General features: G+C 62.4%; 20 protein-coding genes and 4 pseudogenes. 17 read left to right on the top strand and 7 right to left on the bottom strand.

Annotation, left to right across the window (positions count from 1 at the left end):
* The first annotated feature begins 36 nt into the window (after positions 1–36).
* The 3 genes from PYR71_RS12000 to dusA all read left to right on the top strand — a co-directional run bounded on the left by PYR71_RS12000 (position 37) and on the right by dusA (position 2406).
* Positions 37–504, top strand: coding sequence for a DUF3828 domain-containing protein (locus tag PYR71_RS12000; RefSeq protein ID WP_275619505.1), 468 nt, complete (start codon positions 37–39; stop codon positions 502–504).
* Positions 505–1007: 503 nt separating this feature from the next.
* Positions 1008–1220, top strand: coding sequence for a cold-shock protein (locus PYR71_RS11995; RefSeq protein WP_003540801.1), 213 nt, complete (start codon positions 1008–1010; stop codon positions 1218–1220).
* Between the two features lie 184 nt (positions 1221–1404).
* Positions 1405–2406 carry a tRNA dihydrouridine(20/20a) synthase DusA gene (dusA, locus tag PYR71_RS11990; protein ID WP_275619504.1) on the top strand — a complete coding sequence of 334 codons (1002 nt, stop codon included), beginning with the start codon at positions 1405–1407 and terminating at the stop codon, positions 2404–2406.
* Positions 2407–2438: 32 nt separating this feature from the next.
* Here dusA and PYR71_RS11985 read toward each other — a convergent pair whose 3' ends face one another.
* Positions 2439–3395: a S1C family serine protease gene (locus PYR71_RS11985; protein WP_275619503.1), complete on the bottom strand. Its 957-nt coding sequence runs from the start codon at positions 3393–3395 to the stop codon at positions 2439–2441.
* Positions 3396–3957: 562 nt separating this feature from the next.
* Between PYR71_RS11985 and PYR71_RS11980 the strand changes: the two genes are divergently transcribed.
* From PYR71_RS11980 to PYR71_RS11970, 3 genes are all read left to right on the top strand, one after another.
* Complete coding sequence (locus PYR71_RS11980; RefSeq protein WP_275619502.1) at positions 3958–4794, top strand: alpha/beta fold hydrolase; 837 nt, start codon at positions 3958–3960, stop codon at positions 4792–4794.
* 103 nt (positions 4795–4897) lie between these two features.
* Positions 4898–5074 (top strand): hypothetical protein, encoded by a 177-nt coding sequence (locus PYR71_RS11975; protein ID WP_183913121.1) that lies wholly within the window; start codon positions 4898–4900, stop codon positions 5072–5074.
* Positions 5075–5304: 230 nt separating this feature from the next.
* Positions 5305–5520 carry a hypothetical protein gene (locus PYR71_RS11970; protein WP_275619501.1) on the top strand — a complete coding sequence of 72 codons (216 nt, stop codon included), beginning with the start codon at positions 5305–5307 and terminating at the stop codon, positions 5518–5520.
* A gap of 26 nt (positions 5521–5546) precedes the next feature.
* Here the strand turns inward: PYR71_RS11970 and PYR71_RS11965 are convergent, their stop codons facing one another.
* Positions 5547–6461: a hypothetical protein gene (locus PYR71_RS11965; RefSeq protein WP_275619606.1), complete on the bottom strand. Its 915-nt coding sequence runs from the start codon at positions 6459–6461 to the stop codon at positions 5547–5549.
* A 360-nt stretch (positions 6462–6821) separates the two neighbouring features.
* On the opposite strand from PYR71_RS11965, the gene PYR71_RS11960 reads away from it, so the two are divergent.
* Complete coding sequence (locus PYR71_RS11960; RefSeq protein ID WP_275619500.1) at positions 6822–7310, top strand: BA14K family protein; 489 nt, start codon at positions 6822–6824, stop codon at positions 7308–7310.
* A gap of 194 nt (positions 7311–7504) precedes the next feature.
* Positions 7505–8074 carry a GNAT family N-acetyltransferase gene (locus tag PYR71_RS11955; protein ID WP_275619499.1) on the top strand — a complete coding sequence of 190 codons (570 nt, stop codon included), beginning with the start codon at positions 7505–7507 and terminating at the stop codon, positions 8072–8074.
* A gap of 76 nt (positions 8075–8150) precedes the next feature.
* On the opposite strand, the pseudogene PYR71_RS11950 reads toward PYR71_RS11955, so the two are convergent.
* Positions 8151–8351: pseudogene (locus PYR71_RS11950) on the bottom strand (DUF3313 domain-containing protein); the annotation flags it as partial.
* A gap of 311 nt (positions 8352–8662) precedes the next feature.
* Here PYR71_RS11950 and PYR71_RS11945 point away from each other — a divergent pair.
* A pseudogene (locus PYR71_RS11945) lies at positions 8663–8899 on the top strand (hypothetical protein); the annotation flags it as partial.
* Here PYR71_RS11945 and PYR71_RS11940 read toward each other — a convergent pair.
* On the bottom strand, positions 8803–9360 hold the full coding sequence (locus PYR71_RS11940; protein ID WP_275619498.1) for a winged helix-turn-helix transcriptional regulator: 558 nt from the start codon (positions 9358–9360) through the stop codon (positions 8803–8805). The pseudogene PYR71_RS11945 and the gene PYR71_RS11940 overlap by 97 nt on opposite strands.
* An 89-nt stretch (positions 9361–9449) precedes the next feature.
* Between PYR71_RS11940 and PYR71_RS11935 the strand changes: the two genes are divergently transcribed.
* On the top strand, positions 9450–10091 hold the full coding sequence (locus tag PYR71_RS11935; protein WP_275619497.1) for a dihydrofolate reductase family protein: 642 nt from the start codon (positions 9450–9452) through the stop codon (positions 10089–10091).
* Positions 10092–10149: 58 nt separating this feature from the next.
* Here the strand turns inward: PYR71_RS11935 and PYR71_RS11930 are convergent, their stop codons facing one another.
* The gene (locus tag PYR71_RS11930; protein WP_275619496.1) at positions 10150–11595 is read right to left on the bottom strand and encodes an adenylate/guanylate cyclase domain-containing protein; all 1446 of its coding nucleotides are present in this window, start codon (positions 11593–11595) and stop codon (positions 10150–10152) included.
* Between the two features lie 257 nt (positions 11596–11852).
* Between PYR71_RS11930 and PYR71_RS11925 the strand changes: the two genes are divergently transcribed.
* Complete coding sequence (locus tag PYR71_RS11925) at positions 11853–12062, top strand: hypothetical protein (RefSeq protein ID WP_275619495.1); 210 nt, start codon at positions 11853–11855, stop codon at positions 12060–12062.
* Between the two features lie 151 nt (positions 12063–12213).
* On the opposite strand, the gene PYR71_RS11920 is transcribed toward PYR71_RS11925, so the two are convergent.
* Complete coding sequence (locus tag PYR71_RS11920; protein ID WP_416340290.1) at positions 12214–12804, bottom strand: TetR/AcrR family transcriptional regulator; 591 nt, start codon at positions 12802–12804, stop codon at positions 12214–12216.
* Positions 12805–12875: 71 nt separating this feature from the next.
* On the opposite strand from PYR71_RS11920, the pseudogene PYR71_RS30820 reads away from it, so the two are divergent.
* The 4 genes and pseudogenes from PYR71_RS30820 to PYR71_RS11905 form a co-directional block, all read left to right on the top strand.
* Positions 12876–12956, top strand: a pseudogene (locus tag PYR71_RS30820) (O-methyltransferase); the annotation flags it as partial.
* 354 nt (positions 12957–13310) lie between these two features.
* Positions 13311–14120, top strand: a pseudogene (locus PYR71_RS11915) (hypothetical protein); the annotation flags it as partial.
* Between the two features lie 455 nt (positions 14121–14575).
* A complete protein-coding gene (locus PYR71_RS11910) occupies positions 14576–15574 on the top strand; it encodes a DUF808 domain-containing protein (protein WP_275619494.1) in 999 nt (332 codons plus the stop codon).
* A 188-nt stretch (positions 15575–15762) separates the two neighbouring features.
* Entirely contained in the window at positions 15763–15948 is a 186-nt protein-coding gene (locus PYR71_RS11905; RefSeq protein ID WP_275619493.1) for a hypothetical protein, read from the top strand.
* A gap of 7 nt (positions 15949–15955) precedes the next feature.
* On the opposite strand, the gene PYR71_RS11900 is transcribed toward PYR71_RS11905, so the two are convergent.
* Positions 15956–16423: an Lrp/AsnC family transcriptional regulator gene (locus tag PYR71_RS11900; RefSeq protein WP_275619492.1), complete on the bottom strand. Its 468-nt coding sequence runs from the start codon at positions 16421–16423 to the stop codon at positions 15956–15958.
* 126 nt (positions 16424–16549) lie between these two features.
* On the opposite strand from PYR71_RS11900, the gene PYR71_RS11895 reads away from it, so the two are divergent.
* Together PYR71_RS11895 and PYR71_RS11890 are read left to right on the top strand one after the other, a co-directional pair.
* Positions 16550–17773: an argininosuccinate synthase gene (locus PYR71_RS11895; RefSeq protein ID WP_275619491.1), complete on the top strand. Its 1224-nt coding sequence runs from the start codon at positions 16550–16552 to the stop codon at positions 17771–17773.
* A gap of 202 nt (positions 17774–17975) precedes the next feature.
* On the top strand, positions 17976–18149 hold the full coding sequence (locus tag PYR71_RS11890; RefSeq protein WP_016733396.1) for a hypothetical protein: 174 nt from the start codon (positions 17976–17978) through the stop codon (positions 18147–18149).
* The last annotated feature ends 181 nt before the right edge of the window (positions 18150–18330 follow it).

Genomic DNA, 18330 nt, shown 5'->3' with positions numbered 1-18330 from the left:
TCGGCTATGATTCTCCACCCATCCGAGGAGAGCCGCATGCGTCTGCCCACATTCATCCTCGCCCTCGCCGTCTCGGCTTTCGCGGCTCTGCCCGCCTCGGCGGAGACCTACAAGACGCCGAAAGCGCTGCTCAAGGCGCTTTACAGCTACGACACCGATAGAAGCGACGCCGAGGCGCCCTCGCCCTATTCGATCTTCTTTTCCGACCACCTGAACAAGCTTCTCCAGGCCGATCTCGACAACACGCCGGAGGGTGATGTCGGCGCGGTCGATTTCGACCCTGTCATTGCGGGCCAGGACGGCGAAGCGAGCAACGTCCGGATCGGCCAGCCGATCCTGCTGGGCGACAAGGCCGAGGTGGAAGTGCAGTTCAAAAACGGCGAAGAGGTGACGCTGTTCTACACTTTGGTGCGCGAGCACGGCGGCTGGAAGGTCGACGACATCGCCAATCAGAAAGGCGATGCTCCCTGGAGCCTGACCGCGCTGTTAGGGGATGCGCAGTAGGCGGCGGCAGACCCAAGCGCGCCGCCCCTCTTCTGCTCGTCAGAGAAGCGTGCCCGGCATGTCGGCAACGATAGAGCGCATGCACCGAGCGCGAGCAAAGAGCAATGCAGGGTTGCTGCGCACCGCCTCGTTCCGTTTCGACACGCCGATACCGCTATGGCACAGCCGTGCGAGCATCTGCCAACTTTTCGTCAAGTAACTGAATCTTCGGCATTTCCTGTCACGATAAACCGCATGCCACAATAATGGCGCTTGCCTTTTGACCGAAATGATGGCACGAATCCACCTACTCGGGCATTAGCATGCCGGTGACTGGACTGATGTGGCAATCCCTTCCGTTACGGAAGGAGACGCGGGAATACCCGCCTGCGTAGACGTTCTTTCCCCGTACGTGACTTCTCCGACTGACCCTTCGTCCCATCGATTCGGGGCGAAAGCTAAAGCCGTCCGCTTCCCCTCGGGGGCGCGGATACTAGACAGACTAAGGGAAAAGGACGATCCCAATGGCCACCAAAGGCACCGTAAAATTCTTCAACCAGGACAAGGGTTTTGGTTTCATCACGCCGGACGGCGGCGCAAAGGACGTTTTCGTCCACATCTCCGCGCTGCAGGCTTCTGGCATCCAGTCGCTGCGCGAAGGCCAGCAGGTTACATTCGACACCGAGCCCGACCGCATGGGCAAGGGCCCGAAGGCCGTCAACATCTCGGCTTCGTAAGTCGGATTTCCGCTTTCTGCGGCATGAACGGCGCTCCGCTAGGGGCGCCGTTTGCGTTTGCGCTTGCGAATTTGTCGATCGCACCGGCAAGTGTTATATGCGCCTTTGACGATAATCCGCCCGCGCGCGGCAGGAGCGGCACCCTGCCGCGGCAGCCTGCGAACACAGGAACAATGAAACGCCGATGACGCAGAAAAGGCCGATTTTTGCGGTCGCCCCGATGATCGACTGGACGGATCGGCATTGCCGCTATTTCCACCGCCAGATCAGCCGCCGGGCGCTGCTCTATACCGAGATGGTGGTCGCCGATGCGATCATCCACGGCCCGCGCGAGCGGCTGCTCGGCCATGACGTGGCGGAACATCCGCTGGCGCTGCAGCTCGGCGGATCGGATCCGGCCAAGCTTGCCGAGGCGGTGAAGATCGCCGCACCCTATGGCTATGACGAAATCAACCTCAACGTCGGCTGCCCCTCCGACCGCGTGCAATCGGGCACCTTCGGCGCCTGCCTGATGCTGACGCCGGAGACTGTGGCCGCATGCGTCGCGGCGATGAAGGCGGTCGCGACCGCGCCGGTGACGGTGAAATGCCGCATCGGCGTCGACGAGCAGGAGCCAGAAGAGGCCCTGCCCGCGCTTATTTCTCGTGTTCTCGATGCCGGCGCCGATGCGATCTGGATCCATGCGCGCAAGGCCTGGCTGAAGGGCCTCAGCCCGAAGGAGAACCGCGAGATCCCGCCGCTCGACTACGAGATCGTCTACCGGATGAAACAGCGCTGGCCCGAGGTCTTCATCGGCATCAACGGTGGCATCCGCACACTCGACGAGGCTGCGAGCCACCTCGCCCATGTCAACGGCGTCATGCTCGGTCGGGCGGCCTACCAGAATGCGGCGGTGCTTGCCGACGTCGACCACCGCTTCTTCGGTGCGCCGGCTGCAGAACCCGACTGGCCGGCGCTCTGTGAGCGGATGATGGCCTATGCCGAGCGCCATATCGCCGGCGGCGGCCGGCTGCAGCACGTCGCCCGCCACATGGTTGGCCTCTTCACCGGCCTGCCCGGCGCCCGGCGCTACCGCCAGATCCTCTCCACCGACGCGGCAAAAAGCGGCGCCGGACCGGAGGTGCTGGCGGCAGCCTTCGCGGCCGTGGATTTTTCCGGGACGGAGCAGGAAGCGGTCAGCGCCTGACCTAACGTTATCTCTTCGTCGCCACCCACGGCTTAAGACCGCGCCTTCGGCAGCAAGATCTTCTTCTCGATCCGGCCGGCCACCGAGAACACAAGGATTTCCGTTTCTCTGCCGATCCGGCTGCCATCCATCAGCCTGACAATATCGTCGACGCCGCCGACCGGGTTGGCGTCGATGGCAAGGATATAATCGCCCTCCTGCAACCCGCCCTTTGCCGCCGGCCCGTCCGGCTCGACACGCCGGATGCGAACGGAGGTCGTCTGCACTGTGCCCGCTGCAAGCGCCACCCGGCGAGGCAGCACGATCGTGTCGCCGGCAATCCCGATAAAAGCGCGCCGGACCTGGCCATAGCGGAGGATTTCCGAAACGACGAAATTGGCCGTATTCGACGCCACGGCAAAAGCGATGCTCTGCGCGCCCTGAATCACGGCGGTGTTGACGCCGATAACCTCGCCACCCGAGGACACCAGCGGCCCGCCGGAATTGCCGGGATTAAGCGCGGCGTCGGTCTGGATGACATCCTCCATCAGCCTGCCGCTTGCCGCCCGCATCGAGCGGCCGAGCGCCGAGACGATGCCGGCAGTGACGGTCCATTCGAAGCCTAGCGGGTTTCCGATCGCGATCGCGATATGACCCCTGCGCAAGCGCTGGGAGTCGCCGAGCGTCGCCCAGGCCCCCGTGCTCGCATTGGCCCGAACAAGAGCGATATCAGTGTCGATATCGCGGCCAAGCACACGCCCCTCGGTAATTAATCCGCCCGGCGTCGTGATGCGAACGAGCTTGGCGTCGTCGACGACATGGCTGTTGGTGACGATCAGGCCATCGGGCGAAACGGCAAAGCCCGAGCCGTGCCCCTGCCGGCCTCCCACCCGCTCGATCCGGCTGACCGCCGGCCCGACCATGTCGACGGCGGCTGCGATCGATTGCGAATAGGCATCGATCAGCGCCCGGTCGTCCCCGGGGGCGATGTCCTTATCCATGTAGCCCATGATCTGATCCTCTGACGGCAGCAACGGCCGTCCCGTCGCCGGCAAAGCAATCGCGGTTGTGATCGTTCGCCATGGCGGTGTCCGAGAGAAATAGATGGTTGGGCGTCGACCCGCGTTCAAGTGAGCGCCAGCGGAGCCCCGCAGCCCGACGCAACAGGAGGGAACGCGACCTAGCCGGACAGATATGTGGAACTATCGCGAGAGACAGGTTGAACGAATGGAAATAAAATGGCTCATTGCTGATATCAGCCCGCATTCGGCAGCTTGCCACAACCGAGATACGGGGATCAAAGGAATGTTCGCATCGCGTAGCAGTCAGGAAAAGCGCGCCATGTTCCGTCGTCACGACGGGAGGATGGGCACATAGCACGAAGATACGCCTATCAAACATCTGTTATATCAATGGAATAGAACCAGGTGTTCAATAAGAACATCATCATATCTTGAGTCGATGTTGATCCCCGCAGGCGCGGTCCCTGGCCCTAGCGTAACGCCGCTCGTGGCTTTGCCGATCCAGCCTGCAACGGTTTTAGTCCAATCCAACCAATCAAGGAGTCATGACATGAGCACAGTCACAACGAAGGACGGCGTCGAGATTTTCTACAAGGATTGGGGGCCGAAAACCGCCCAGCCGATCATGTTCCACCATGGCTGGCCGCTGAGCGCCGACGACTGGGATGCCCAGATGCTGTTCTTCCTCGGGAAGGGTTACCGCGTCGTAGCCCATGATCGGCGCGGCCACGGCCGCTCCACCCAGGTCGGCGACGGTCACGACATGGATCATTACGCCGCCGATGCCGCAGCCGTCGTCGAGCATCTCGATCTCAGAAATACCGTCCATGTCGGCCACTCCACCGGCGGCGGCGAAGCGACCCACTATGTTGCCCGCCACGGCGAACCGCAGGGCCGCGTTGCCAAGCTCGTCATCATCGGCGCCGTACCGCCGCTGATGGTAAAAACCGAAGCCAATCCCGGCGGCCTGCCGATCGAAGTTTTCGACGGTCTGCGCCAGCAGCTTGCCGCCAATCGCTCGCAGTTCTACTATGACCTCCCAGCCGGTCCGTTCTACGGCTTCAACCGGCCGGGCGCGAAAGTGTCGGAACCGGTCATCGACAATTGGTGGCGCCAGGGCATGATGGGCGGTGCCAAGGCGCATTACGACGGAATCAAGGTGTTCTCGGAAACCGACTTCACCGAGGATCTGAAGATCATTACCGTGCCGACCTTCGTCATGCATGGTGACGACGACCAGATCGTGCCGATCGCCGCCTCCGCCCTGCTCTCGTCCAAGCTGCTGCAGAACGCCACGCTCAAAGTCTACGAGAAATTCCCGCATGGCATGTGCACCACCCATGCCGATATCATAAACCCCGACATCTTCGCCTTCATCAAAGGCTGATACCCAGGCCGTCGGGCGCTGACGAGGCGCCCGACGGCCATGCCGTTTTCCGGTAAAACGGCTTTCGCATGAAACCGTTTTCGCCGATTTGCGTTTAGCGGCCATGAAAAGAGAACGCGAACCCTCATCAAAGGCTTACCGGCAGGATCGTTTCGAAAATACCGAGCGAGCCGCCAAGGAAACCATCGAGGCGGAGCAGCGGGCTCGTCGGGAAAAGACCCAGCGGCTAAAAGAGCTGCGCCTGTCGCAGCAGGGCGGCAAGGACCCGGCAACCAGGTAGATCTGTGCTGGAGCCGTCAGCCCGCCCATCTCCATGCCCTCGCCCGCGTCTTCGCGCGCCTCGATTTCAACGCCGCGCGTTTTTTTCAGAGGGGCATAGGGCGCTGCAACATCTTGAACCGTCACATTGGTTTTTCATTTCAGACGTTCGCCCATCTTGCGGAGCAAGGTCTGCGAAATTATCTTTTTTCGCAATAGCGATTCACGGCATCGAAAAAAGGGCAGACTGCGATGTCAGACAAGCTGTTCAGCACGCGTGACGAACCGCTCGCTTCGGAGGACCTCGCTGTTTGCAGACGTGTCCACGAAGCCCTTTGCAACAGGCTCGACATCGACAGATCAAGCGAGGAAGCCCATCGTCTCGGCGCCCTCATCATCGAGCTTTACCGGCAGGGCGTGCATGACGAGACCCAACTTTGCCTGCTTGCCGGCGGCAAGCAAGGCTGATCGGGCACGTCATCCCAGGTGTGCGATCAGAGGCCGGTGGTTTCCGCGCTCATCGATGCGGAGGTTTCAGTCGGATCGATAACCGGCGCGGATTCGGTCGTTCCCGATACCTCTTCCGCGCTGCCGGTGTCGGCTTCCGGCGTTTCCGCGGTCACGGCAGGATCTGTCGTCTCGCTGCCCTCGACCGCATTCTCGGTTTCGGTTCCCTCTGCAGGGGTTTCCGTCGCCGGGGCCTGCCCCGCCATGGTCTCCCGCATCTGGTCAATCGTGCCGACCGCCGTGCCGACGCCGAGTGCGTCCTTTGCCCAGCTCAAAACTTCCGGAGTGACCGTGCCCGTCTTGGTCGCGGCCGCAAGCGCTGCCGTGAGCGCCGCATCGCCCAGAAGCGGATCGTCGGCTGGCGGAGCAACGCCGTTCGCCATCTCATACTGCGCATAGGCAGTTGCGAATGCCGCGATCCCAGCCATGCGCGGATCCGCGGTCTTCATGAGGGCATGGAAATTGCGCTTTAGGGAGTTGAGACCGGCAAGCTGTGCCGCCGGTTTCTTTGCCGGCTTTTCCGCGGGCGCTTTAACAGAAGTCGCCACCTTGCCGACGCTCTTCGCAGTCACACCCCGCTTGGTCGTGTTTGTCTTGCCCGTCTTGCCGGTGGACTTGTTGGCACCGCGGCCGTTTTCAGCCTTTCCTCCCGATTTGCTGCTTCCGTTTCCGCCGCCGCTGCCATGGCTGCTGCCGCCGCCATGGCCACCACTCCCGCCGCCGCCTCCGTTGCCGCCGCCTCCGCCGTTGCCGCCACCACCGCCGTTGCCGCCACCGCCACCGCCGCCGTTGCCACCACCCTTGGCGAAGGCAGGCGAAAGATCGGTAAATACGATGTTGAGCGGCGCAAGCGCCAGGGTCGTAGAGAGACAGAGAAGGCCGATAATTCTGGAGAGCTGCATGGGTGGTCTTTCAGACATGAGAGTGACGCCGTTACATGCAGGTATTGAAGCAGCATCGCCATAAGGACTGGTTTAGCATCTACTTGCAATTTGAACTTCTTGCCGAATTTCGGCACGATCCATCTTCTGCTGATATTCGCCCAGAACCGCAGGATGCTGGAATATCGCGCAGAGTTTTATGCTTAGCGAGACCGTCGGAGCGTCATGCATAGGAGAAGCGGAGTCCCTGATCAGGTCTCTGCCACGGCCCCGACTGCGTTAGCAAAGACGCACATAGTCAGGGTCCCGCATCCCAAAAAGAAACTTATTTCCTTAATCCGCGTTATCCCCTCGATACATCCGTGACTCAAGGTGAGTGACATGAACAGATTCGCCATCATTGTCCTGTCGATAGCGACGGCCCTCTCCGGAACGCCGGCTTCGGCAGGCCCGGCCTTCGTGCCGAGCCCGATTCAATCGGCGGCCCAGCCGGCGCCGGGCGATGCCGATGCCCGGATCATGACCGTCGGCTGCAACAGGTTCTCGATCGTCTGCTCGCACTATGGCGACAGGCGCAGACATTACAGCGATCGCAGTTACTACCGTGACCGTCACTACTATCGCGACGACCGCTACGGCTGGGATCGCCGCTATCACCGGCGGTATCACCGTCATGACAATACCGGGGCCATCATCGGCGGCCTGGCAGCCGGCGCTCTGATCGGCGGCATCATCGCCTCGCAACCGCGAGCCTATGGTTCGCGTGGCTATAGCTCGCATGCCGAATATTGCTACGCCCGCTATCGGTCGTACCGCGCTTACGACAATACCTATCAGCCAAATTACGGCCCGCGCCGTCAGTGCCGCTGATCGGGTATGACAATCCCAACTGCTAGCCCCGCATCAGGATGCGGGGCTTTTTGCTGCGTGAGCGCAGGGCCCCACGTTACCGAGCAACGGTAACCGAGCACCTCGCCAGACTTCCCATCGGCCATGGATTGTGTTTGTCTTGCGGCTCCAGCCGGAGGATCTCACCTTCGGGGATTGGGAGGCACAGCTGCGCGATGACAGTCAAAGCTACAGCAGAGGCCGCCGGCCGTGTCGTCCTGCTTTCGCCCGATCTCGATAACTTGTCGGGTTTTGAAACGGCGCTTGCCGCCGGCTGGTCGCCCGATCCGCGCCGAGCCGGAGACGAGACCTTTATCATGGGCGAGCTTCGACGGCTGCGCCGGGACAGATCACGCTTCCTCGACGCCCTCAATCCTGATCCGAAGCGAGCCGTCCGATTGGGACGGGAGTCTCTGTGCACGCAGCTATTCTGGATCTGGGACGGCCTTCGTTTTATACCCGGCACAGAAGAGCTGCCGCCCGAGGTGTCGGGTCATGTCGGATATTCCGTCGTGCCATGGAAACAGGGCAATGGCCACGCAACCAGGGCGCTCAGGCTGCTGCTGGCCGTGGCGGAAAAGCACGGCCTCGCCCGTCTCATCATTCTCTGCAACGAGGATAACGACGCGTCACGGCGGGTGATCGAGCGCAATGGCGGCGAACTGTTCAAGCGCGGATCGCATCCATCTGACCGGCCCGATCGCACCAAATTATATTTCCGGCTACGGCCAGCGCCGGCTGACTAAAACCGAATGGCAAAAGGCGGACGGAGCGAAGCTTGCCGCCTCTGCCCGTCCGCCTGGGGCGTGGCTGAGCACTCGGTCAATCAGCGGCGGCCGGCTTCGGCTTCTTCTCCGTACATTGCGGCGGCGCACCATATTTGGCGGCGACGACGCCGACCAGGCTCGCGGCCGAAGGCATCGCAGGCGACGTATTCGGTTTGCCGCCGAGCCAGGATTTCATCCGCTGGCGCGAGGGAAGCGAGAGGTCCAACCCCTTCGGCTCCTTGCCTGCGATCACCATCGCCCGGTCGGCGGGCGATTTGATGCGGCTCGCAGCAGCGAAGCCGAAGCGCGTCGCCTCGATGGTGGCGTAAGCGAGGGGCGATATTGGAAGGTGTCCCGTGCAGCCCCCTCATCCGACCCTTCGGGCCACCTTCTCCCCGTTGGGGAGAAGAGGGAGAATGCCGCTTCCCCAGCGATATATCAGGCAACGCGCCTTTGAATAGACGCATCGTTTGGCACTGTACGCAGGCCTTGCTACCTCTTCTCCTTAGTGCGGGGAACGTGGCCCGACGGGTCGGGTGAGGTCGCACGGCACGCCTTCCACCTTCGCTGGCCGGAAAAGCAATTACGGTCAACGCGCTGGCCGTGGCTGTGGCCGGGTGCAGCTCGGTACCGCTCAAGGAGAGCGGGACGCTCTCCACCTATTCCAATCTCGGTGCGCCGAAGGGCCAGCTTTCGAAATCGCGCCTCTATCTCGATGGCCTCAGTCTTGCCCCGATCAAGACGGTCGCCATCCCACGCGCCATCTTCTCCCGCACCTCCAGAAACGCCGCCGTCAGCCGCGCCAGCACCGGCGAAGTCACCGTCCCGTTTGCTCCGCCCACCGGATCGGCAATGTGGATCTGTCGGAGATCCTCCATTAATTCGTCCCAAAGCGGCTGCCCGCCCTCTTCCAGAAGCTGCGCTCGAATGCTCAGATCCTCCGTCACCGGCAGGTGACGCCTCCCCCAGGCGCCGATCATGGCGAAGAGGGGCACGAGCTGGATCGCCGGCTCCGTCAGGCTGTAGATTGCCTTCTGGCTGTGGCTCGGGTCGTCCCGCTTGCTGATGAAGCCGAGCGAGAGCAGCCGTTTCAGTCGGGCCGCCAGGATATTGGAGGCGATGCCCTCCTCCGAATTGGTGAGCAGATCGCGAAAATGCCGGCGGTTGCCAAACATGATGTCGCGGATGATGATCAGGCTCCACCGGTCACCCAGCACTTCCATCGTCAGGTTGATCGGGCAGCCGGACCGCAACTCAATATCCACGGAGCATCTCCTATAAAAACCAGTTGCATTATAGGATCGCTTGTGAGAGAAAACAACTAGTTTCATATTGCAATCATGTGGAGGAGAGCATGGCCAAGGTGCGCGTTGCAGGGTTTTCCATTTCCGTGGACGGTTTCGGCGCCGGCCCGGAGCAAAGCCTGAATGATCCCCTGGGAAAGCGGGGGCCGGAAATGTTCGAATGGTTCTTCCATACCCGCACCTTCCGCGCCATGACGGGCAAGGACGACGGCTCTGAAGGCATTGACCAGGATTATGCCGCCCGCGCCATGGCCGGTTTCGGCGCCTTCATCCTCGGCCGCAACATGTTCGGCCCGATCCGCGGCGAGTGGCCGGACGATGCCTGGAAAGGCTGGTGGGGTCCGAACCCGCCTTACCATGCGCCGACTTACATCCTCACCCATTATCCGCGCGAGCCGATCGTCATGGAAGGCGGCACGACCTTCCACTTTATCACCGGGGGCATCGAGGAAGCGCTCGGCAAGGCGAAGGCCGCGGCGGGCGACAAGGACGTCAAGATCGGCGGCGGGGTCAGCACTGTGCGGCAATATCTGCAGGCGGGCCTGATCGATGAACTGCACTTCGCCATCGCTCCCGTCGTGCTCGGCAAAGGCGAAGCGATGTTTTCAGGCATAGACCTGCCGGACCTCGGCTTCCGCGTCACCGAACATGTCGCCAGCGAACACGCCACCCATATCGTGCTGGCGAAATAATTGCCGGCTCAGGCCGTCCGGGCAAGGCGGTCGCAAGGGTCGCCTGCTCGCGTCAGATCTAACCCGGCATCACTCGGTATACGCATGCCGTTCCCTCGACGCCCCGCAGCGGGGCCTCGAAGGCGGCCAGCCGGTGGCTGGAAAGCAACTGGGCGACACCAGCTGCCGAAAACAGCGCTTCGGAAATGCAGATCTCGCCGGCATCGGCCAGTGACTGCACCCGGGCAGCGACATTGACCGTCTGTCCGAAATAATCGAGGTTGTCGTTCAAGGTCACGGCGATGGACGGGCCGCAATGGGCGCCGATCTTCAGGATGATGCTGGGATCGCCATGTTCGCTGTTGAAGCGCTCGATTTCCCCAAGCATACGCAACGCCGCCGAAACCGCATCGGCCGGGCGGGAGAAGGCAGCCATCACAGCATCGCCGATCGTCTTGACGATTGCGCCCGAATGCTCCTGCACCGTGGCGCCGAGCAAGGCGAAATGTTCACGCACCAGCGCATAGGCGTTGAGATCGCCGAGCCGTTCATACATCGCCGTCGAGCCCTTGAGATCGGTGAACAGCAGCGTCACCTGGCGGATGCCGAGCCCTTCCCTCTCGTCGACGCGCTCGGAGCGGAACAGCCGCCGGAAGGTCTGGCGAGCCAGCAGCATGCCGCCCGACATGTAGGGATCGAAGTCGAGAACCGGCTTGGTGGTCTGCGCCAAGATTTCCGGCGGCCAGTTGATCAGCAGCAGCGACCCGCGCACAGCCGCCGAGTTCTCGATTTCGACGATGACAGGGCCCGGCCGCACCGCCGGCAGCGAAGCGGAGAACCGCTGCCCGTCATATCGAACGCGCAGGAGCGTCGGCACCGTCACGGGCTCGCCTGTCACCGGCAGCGCGAAGCTCGCCTGGGTCTGCACATTTATGCCGGCGAGCGCCCCGGCGCCGAGCTCCGCCCTCACCGTCGTGACGGATGCGGGGGCCAGGAAGGTCAGGCCGCGCACCATCCCCTTGAGGACATCGAGAAAGCGGGCCTGCTGGCCGGGCAGCCGCGCATCGCTCAGAAACCGCGCCTTCCAGTGAAAATCCTCGACCGAAAGCGAGCCGGGATCGTGAAACGGCAGCCGGCGCAACTGCGGCGACACCGTGAAGGTCACTTCGATGAAGTCGTCGAGGTCGGTTTCGCCGGAGACGTCGCAAAGGCCGCAGACATAGTGGGTCTTCAGCGTCCGCAGCGCGCCGAAACTGTCGAGCACCATGCCGGATTGGGGACAGACGACGTCCCAGCTCATCTCGAACAGACCGCTGCGCGTCGCATGGAGAAAGAGATCGATGCTTTCGGCCTCGGAGATCGCTTGGTCGCGCGCGAAAGCCAGCGGGTTGATGCGGTAGAGCGAGAAATCGTCGCCGCCGCGGATCAGGCTTTCGAATTTGGCGATGACGCGCGGGCTCCAGGACCGGGCAAGCTCCATCTCGGTCATCTTGCTGTCGAGGAGTCGTTCCTGAACATCGCTCATCTCACCTACGCCTCGATTCGCCAGGCCATGGGATCCACCGCGGCTCCCGCGATTATAGCAAAAAACAGGCGGTGCGTCCGCCTTCGGCAGCCTTGGACGCGGCAACGGCAAGGCTCGCCCGGCGGCCGCCGGATCGCGCCAAAATAGCTGTAGCTTTGCCTCGGAATAAGCGTAGAGTCGCTACGTCGGCCCATCGGATCATCGGCGAGACCGCTTGAGAGACCATATATGCTCTCGCCGCTTCAGGGGGAACGACCGTGCTCCTGTGCCAAATCCCGCTCGACGATTGCGAGATAGCCACTGTCACCGACGCCGTCCGGCAATGGTGCGAAGAGAGGAAGCTCGACATCGACAGCATCGAAGGCCGCCGTGCCATCACGCTTGCCGTCGATATCATCCAGGCCAACCCCGGCCACGGCCACGACCAGCTTCTTGCCGAACTGTCAAAACGGATTGCCCGTCAATAGCGGGCGGCCATCGACGCCAGACACGGCGCTGCGGGAATCGACAGGTGAACTGTTCAAGCCGCACCGATTATGCGCTGATGTGGAAACATGCCGTGACTTTTCTGGGAAACGGCCGCTTCCTTCGCCGAAGCCTGCCGTCCCCGGCTCTGCTTCATCCGAGCCTTTCCACATAGGCGCAGAACATATCCGCCATCGCGTCCGCATAGGCCTCGATCTCCGCCGAGCTGCGTGGAACCTCCGAAAACTGCTTTCCCACCGTGCCAAGCGTCGTGCCGATCAGGTCGCCGGCCAGCGCCCGGGTCGACTCCGGCGCCGATGGCAGCGCTTCGCGCATGAAAAGCTCGACGATCCGGTCGCCCGACGCCCTCGCCGCCTGTGCCTCCGGTGCATCGCGATAGAGCGGTGCCGCATCATGCAGCGCCACCCGCATCGCCGCCTCCTCGCACTCGGAGCGGAGAAAAGCGTGGACAAGGCGGCGCAGCCGGTCGAGCGGCGACCTTTGCCCATTCTCCAGGATCGTCGCGAGCAGGCCGGTCGTCTCGCGCCACTCGTCGCTCTGCAGCCGGAAGAGGATCGCCGCCTTGTTGGGAAAATACTGGTAGAGCGAACCGATGCTGACGCCCGCCCTTTCGGCCACCCGCGCCGTGGTAAAGCGCTGGGCGCCTTCCCGCGCCAAAACCTGAGCAGCGGCATCAAGGATCGCCGCCACGAGCTCGCTGGAGCGAACCTGAAATCCGGGCACTTGGCTGGTCTATCATGGCGGCGTCCTGCAATGCGATTAGCCGACGCGACGAATTATTCGTATTTTTTCGTCTCGCCCGCGTGCGCACCCTCGCCGCCGGCTACCTCTCGACACCGTTCGCCGACGATATCGAGCTGTCGATGCGGGTTTAAGATCGGGGGCGGCGGCATGGAGAGTGTTTGCCTTCGCTTACGCTCAGAGCACTCGCTCCCCCAGTCGCTCGCCCCTTCATCCGCCTGCCGGCACCGTCCCCCCGCTCGCTGGGGAGAAGGTGCAAGCCGCTTTGCCGCCATTCCGCTTCTCCCCTCGGGGGTCCGAAGGACGGGCGAGACCCGTGGCTCGCCCAGGCTGATGCCGGCAGGCAGATGAGGGGGCCACACGGCACATCCCCATTGGCTTGGGCAAAGCGAACAACCCACCGCCCCCTCCTCACACTCGCAGCCCATCTTGCACATCCCCACTCCCTCGCCTAAGGCAATGCAACCTCCCTTCCGCAAGGCCGCCCGGTGCTCCGCCTCATCCTCCACGCCCTCGCCGCTCTCATCCTGACGCTGCTCACCCAGATCGGTGGCGTCGCCTATCTCTTCGCCCTCGCCGCCGCGCGCATATGCGGCCTTAGGCGATTTCCTGCCAAACTCGCGCTCTTCCTTTTGTGCTACGCCGCCGCGACCGTCGCCACACAGTTTGCGGCACCGGCGTTCGGCCGCGTCCCACTCTCCTGCATGGCAGGCGCCGAAGACAGGCTCCTTGTCCACTCGCCTATCTACTGCGCGCTCAACCGCAACTACATCACGCCCAAACTTCGCGATCTCGCAGAGGCCCTCGCCACTCACATGGACCAGCAATTCCCCGGCACCGTCACCGTCGCGCTGGATGCGAATTTCCCCTTCGTCAACGGTTTCCCGCTGCTGCCGCATCTCTCGCATGCTGACGGCAAGAAGCTTGATTTCGCTTATTATTACAAGAATGCCGGGGGTGCCTTCCTGAATGGCGCCACCCGCTCGCCGATCGGTTATTTCGCCTTCGAGGAGCCCGGCCCGGGCGAGGAACTGCCCTGCGCGGGCCACCATGACTGGCTCACCACCCGCTGGAATTTCGATGCGTTGCAGCCATTGTTCCCGGCCTACCGGATCGAGGAGCAGCGCACTGCGGCGGCGGTCGCCTGGCTAACGACGGAAGGGGTCGCACGCTTCGGTCTGCAGAAGATCTTCATCGAACCGCATCTGAAGAACGCGCTCGGTATCAGCGACGCCCATGTCCGCTTTCAGGGATGCCGGGCCGCCCGCCACGACGACCACATCCATGTCCAGATCGAGTGCGAGCAGCCTCTGGCGACCGCCTATGGACATGGCCTGCTGGCCTATATCGAGACGGAATATTTCGGCGGAGCCGGTTCCCAGGCAGCCGCCGCATTCGCGGACGGAGACATGATATTCAGCGCCGCAAAACCGGATACGCGGGACCCGATCGGCCCGGACGACCCAATCAACCCAGCCTTACGACGTCTCGGCGTCGAGGCCACCGGCCATGTCGACGCGTTCGCTGCCCTGGGGCTCGGCCGCTTCCGCAGCCTCGAACACCTCGGCCTTGACGAAGACGAGGATGATTAGAGTCTGGTAAAATCTTTGCTTTGCCGCCGGATCGAACCCCGGCCGAGTGATGCGCCTGCCATTTTGATCGGGCGCCGCAACCATCCGTGGCAGCGCCTCTTTCCAGCTGCCGCCCGATTGACTATTTTCGCTGTCCATATCCCTAAACGAGAGGTTTGCTTGTGAGTGTCGGCCTGATTGCCCTGCTTGACGATGTTGCCGCGCTTGCAAAGGCGGCCGCTGCTTCCCTGGACGACGTGGTCGCTCAGGCGGGCAGAGCCGGCGCCAAAGCTGCCGGCGTCGTGATCGACGACGCTGCCGTCACGCCGCGTTATGTGACCGGCCTGTCGGCGGCGCGCGAACTGCCGATCATCGCGAAGATCGCCGTCGGCTCCCTCAAGAACAAACTTCTGTTCCTCCTGCCGGCAGCACTCGTCCTCAGCCTTCTGGTGCCGCAGGCGGTGACGCCGTTGCTCATGCTCGGTGGGCTCTACCTCTGCTACGAAGGCGCCGAAAAGGTCTACGAGCTCGTTGTGCCGCACGCAGCCCATTCACACGAGGCGGGGCTCGAGTCGATCAGCGTCGATCCGAAGACCTTCGAGGACGAAAAGGTCGCGAGCGCCATCAGGACCGATTTCATCCTGTCCGCCGAAATCATGGTGATCACGCTCGGCTCGCTGTCCGAGTCGGGGCTGGCGATGCAGGCGCTGGTTCTCGCCCTGGTCGGAACTATCATCACGGCTGCAGTCTACGGCGTCGTCGCTCTGATCGTGAAGGCGGACGATTTCGGCCTCTGGCTTGCCCAGCGCTCCTCCCCTTCTCAAGCAGGCGCGCCCCTGCGCATACTCGGGCGCGGCCTGGTGAAGGGCATGCCCTATCTTCTCAAGGTGCTCGGCCTGATCGGGACAGCGGCGATGATCTGGGTCGGCGGCGGCATCATCGTGCACGGCGCCGAAACCTTCGGCCTCGCCTGGCTGAGCCATCTCCTCCACGATACCGGGGAAGCCGTCGCCCATGCAGTACCGGCCGGCGGCGCCGTGCTTTCCTGGCTGGTTCAAGCGACCGGTGCGGGTCTCGTTGGCATCCTCATCGGGCTCGCGACAATCCCGGCCGTCGGCTATATCGTTTCGCCCTTATGGCAGTGGTGCGCGACACGCCTGCGCCGGATCAGGACCGCCTGAGCGAGCGGCAGCAGTTTTGACCGCGCCACGGGTGGCGGAGCAGGCACCATGATGGCTCCGAACCCACCACCTGCCGGTCGGGCGAGCAGGCAAGCGCATTGCGGCCCGACCGGATGTCCCGACGACTTAAGCATCATCAGCCGGCATCCCTTTCATCGTAAGCACGCTGCGCCGCAAAGATTGCGTCCATGTTCTTCTCCGCCAGCTCGGCCGCGCTCTGCGCCCAGTCCTTCGCCCTTCTCGGAACCCTGGTCGGCGCTTTTACCATGGTTATCGGCGCCGGCCCCCAAACGGCGCTGGAGTACCTCACCCACGCCGTTCATGATGCTGCTTTGATCACCGGCCTCGTCTGGCTAACACGGCGCCGCGCGTAAGCGGCGCCTATCGCAGCGGCAGCTCGTAGCTCCGTTTCAGCGTTTCCATCGGCACGTCGGTCTTGACGCTGAGCACGCTTGGAATGCGGGTCAGATGATCGGCCTGGAAGCGCCAGTAGCTGTGCAGATCGGCGGTGACGATGCGCAGCACGGCGTCGCATTCTCCTGTCGAAAGGTAGCATTCCATCACCTCCGGAAACCGTCGCACCGCCTCGGCGAAGCGCAGCGTCACCTCTGCATCCTGAGTCCGGAAGCACACGCGGGCGAAAACCGTCAGACCCGCCCCGACCTTTGCCGGGTCGAGCACGGCGACATAGCGATCGATGATGCCTGCCTCTTCCAGCAGCCTCACCCGGCGTAGACATGGCGAAGGCGACAGCCCCACCTCCCTTGCCAGCTCGACATTGGAAATGCGCCCGTCGCGCTGGAGCACGCGCAGGATATGCCGATCGATCGCATCCAAGGTGAGTGACATTTTAAAGCTCCGTAACACAGAATATTGGCATATCATGCCAAACTTTCGCAATTTCAGGGACGCTTCGCAAGCTTATTGCGTGAGCTTTGGCCTATCGTTCCAACGCATCGATATGGAGAAGAGCTGATGGCAAGAAAGATGGGAAAAATCGTGCTCGCTTATTCCGGCGGGCTGGATACGTCGATCATTCTCAAATGGCTGCAGGAGACCTATGGGTGCGAGGTTGTCACCTTCACCGCTGACCTTGGCCAGGGCGAGGAACTCGAACCGGCCCGCGCTAAGGCGAAGATGCTGGGTGTTCGGGACATTCGCATCATCGATCTGCGTGAGGAATTCGTCGGAGATTTCGTCTTTCCCATGCTGCGGGCCAATACGCTCTATGAGGGCCAGTACCTCCTCGGCAGTTCCATCGCCCGCCCGCTGATCGCCAAACACCTCGTCGCTGTCGCCCGTGAGGTCGGTGCCGACGCCGTCGCCCACGGCTCAACCGGCAAAGGCAATGACCAGGTCCGCTTTGAACTCGCCGTCAATGCGCTCGACTCCTCAATGGAGGTCATTGCCCCCTGGCGCCAATGGGATATCCGCTCCCGCGCCCAGTTGCTGGAATATGCCGCAAGGCATCAAATCCCCGTGCCGAAGGACAGGCGCGGCGACGCCCCCTTCTCGATCGACGCCAACCTGCTGCACACCTCTACCGAAGGTAAGGTGCTTGAAGACCCGGCGGAGATCGCACCCGATTACATCTATCAGCGCACGGTCGATCCTGTCGACGCTCCGGATCGGCCCGAGACTGTCGCGATCGGCTTCGAAAGCGGCGACCCGGTTTCGGTGGACGGCAGGCCGATGACGCCGGCCGCATTGCTCGCCGAACTCAACGAGCGAGGCGGGCGACACGGCGTCGGGCGGCTCGATCTGGTGGAAAACCGCTACATCGGCATGAAGTCGAGGGGCGTTTACGAGACACCCGGAGGCACGATCCTGCTTGCGGCTCATCGCGGCATCGAATCGATCACCCTCGATCGCGCCGCCGCGCATCTGAAGGATGAGCTCATGCCCCGCTACGCCGAGCTGATCTATAATGGGTTCTGGTTTTCTCCCGAGCGGGACATGCTGCAAGCCCTCATAGACCGAAGTCAGGCCTTCGTCAGCGGTGAAGTCACGCTGAGGCTCTACAAGGGAAACGCCTCGGTCATATCCCGAGTCTCCCCTTCCTCGCTCTATTCCCCCGATCTCGTCACTTTCGAGGAAGGGCGGGTCGCCTATGACCACCATGACGCCGAAGGTTTCATCAGGCTGAACGGATTGCGCCTCAAAAACTGGGCCGCCCGTAACGGAAGATACCGCGCCTGAGCTCGCAGCGGCGAGCCTGGTTGACCCGCTTCTGCCACCGATCAATCCGATCGGTAATCGCCACAGAATTTCAAACGATTTTAAAAATCAGCATCCCAGAGTTAATCGATTTTATTTTATTATTAAAATTTTTTTGTTGCGGCGCAAAAGAAACTCGGCATTAACTTTTACCAATGCTCAGTTTGTCGTTTGGAGAACTCGCATGACTGTGACATTTCCGCTGACCGAGAAGCGCGACGCAGAAGCGTTGCTCAAGCATTTGACGCTGCACAAACTCACCTATCCCGGAAACTGTGTCGTATCGCTCAAGGCGCACGTCGCCCAGGTTTCATCCTCGCACACGACAGCCCTCGGCACCGCCCGTACCGCCTGGTAGAAACTGCCGCTGACGATCCCCACCCTCACCTGCTTGCCGGCGGCCAGGTGGGGGTGACTTAGCCCCGGCACCCGGCATCCACCCGATAGCGCCGAGAAACCCATCGAGGCATTCGGGCTGAATCCATTGCACCGGTAGTTGCGTAGACATTCAGACGCCACCCAGCAGAAATCATCGGCTG

The sequence above is a fragment of the Rhizobium mulingense genome, from assembly GCF_029194105.1.
Lineage (GTDB): Bacteria > Pseudomonadota > Alphaproteobacteria > Rhizobiales > Rhizobiaceae > Rhizobium > Rhizobium mulingense.
This window is presented reverse-complemented; position numbering and strand designations above follow the sequence as displayed.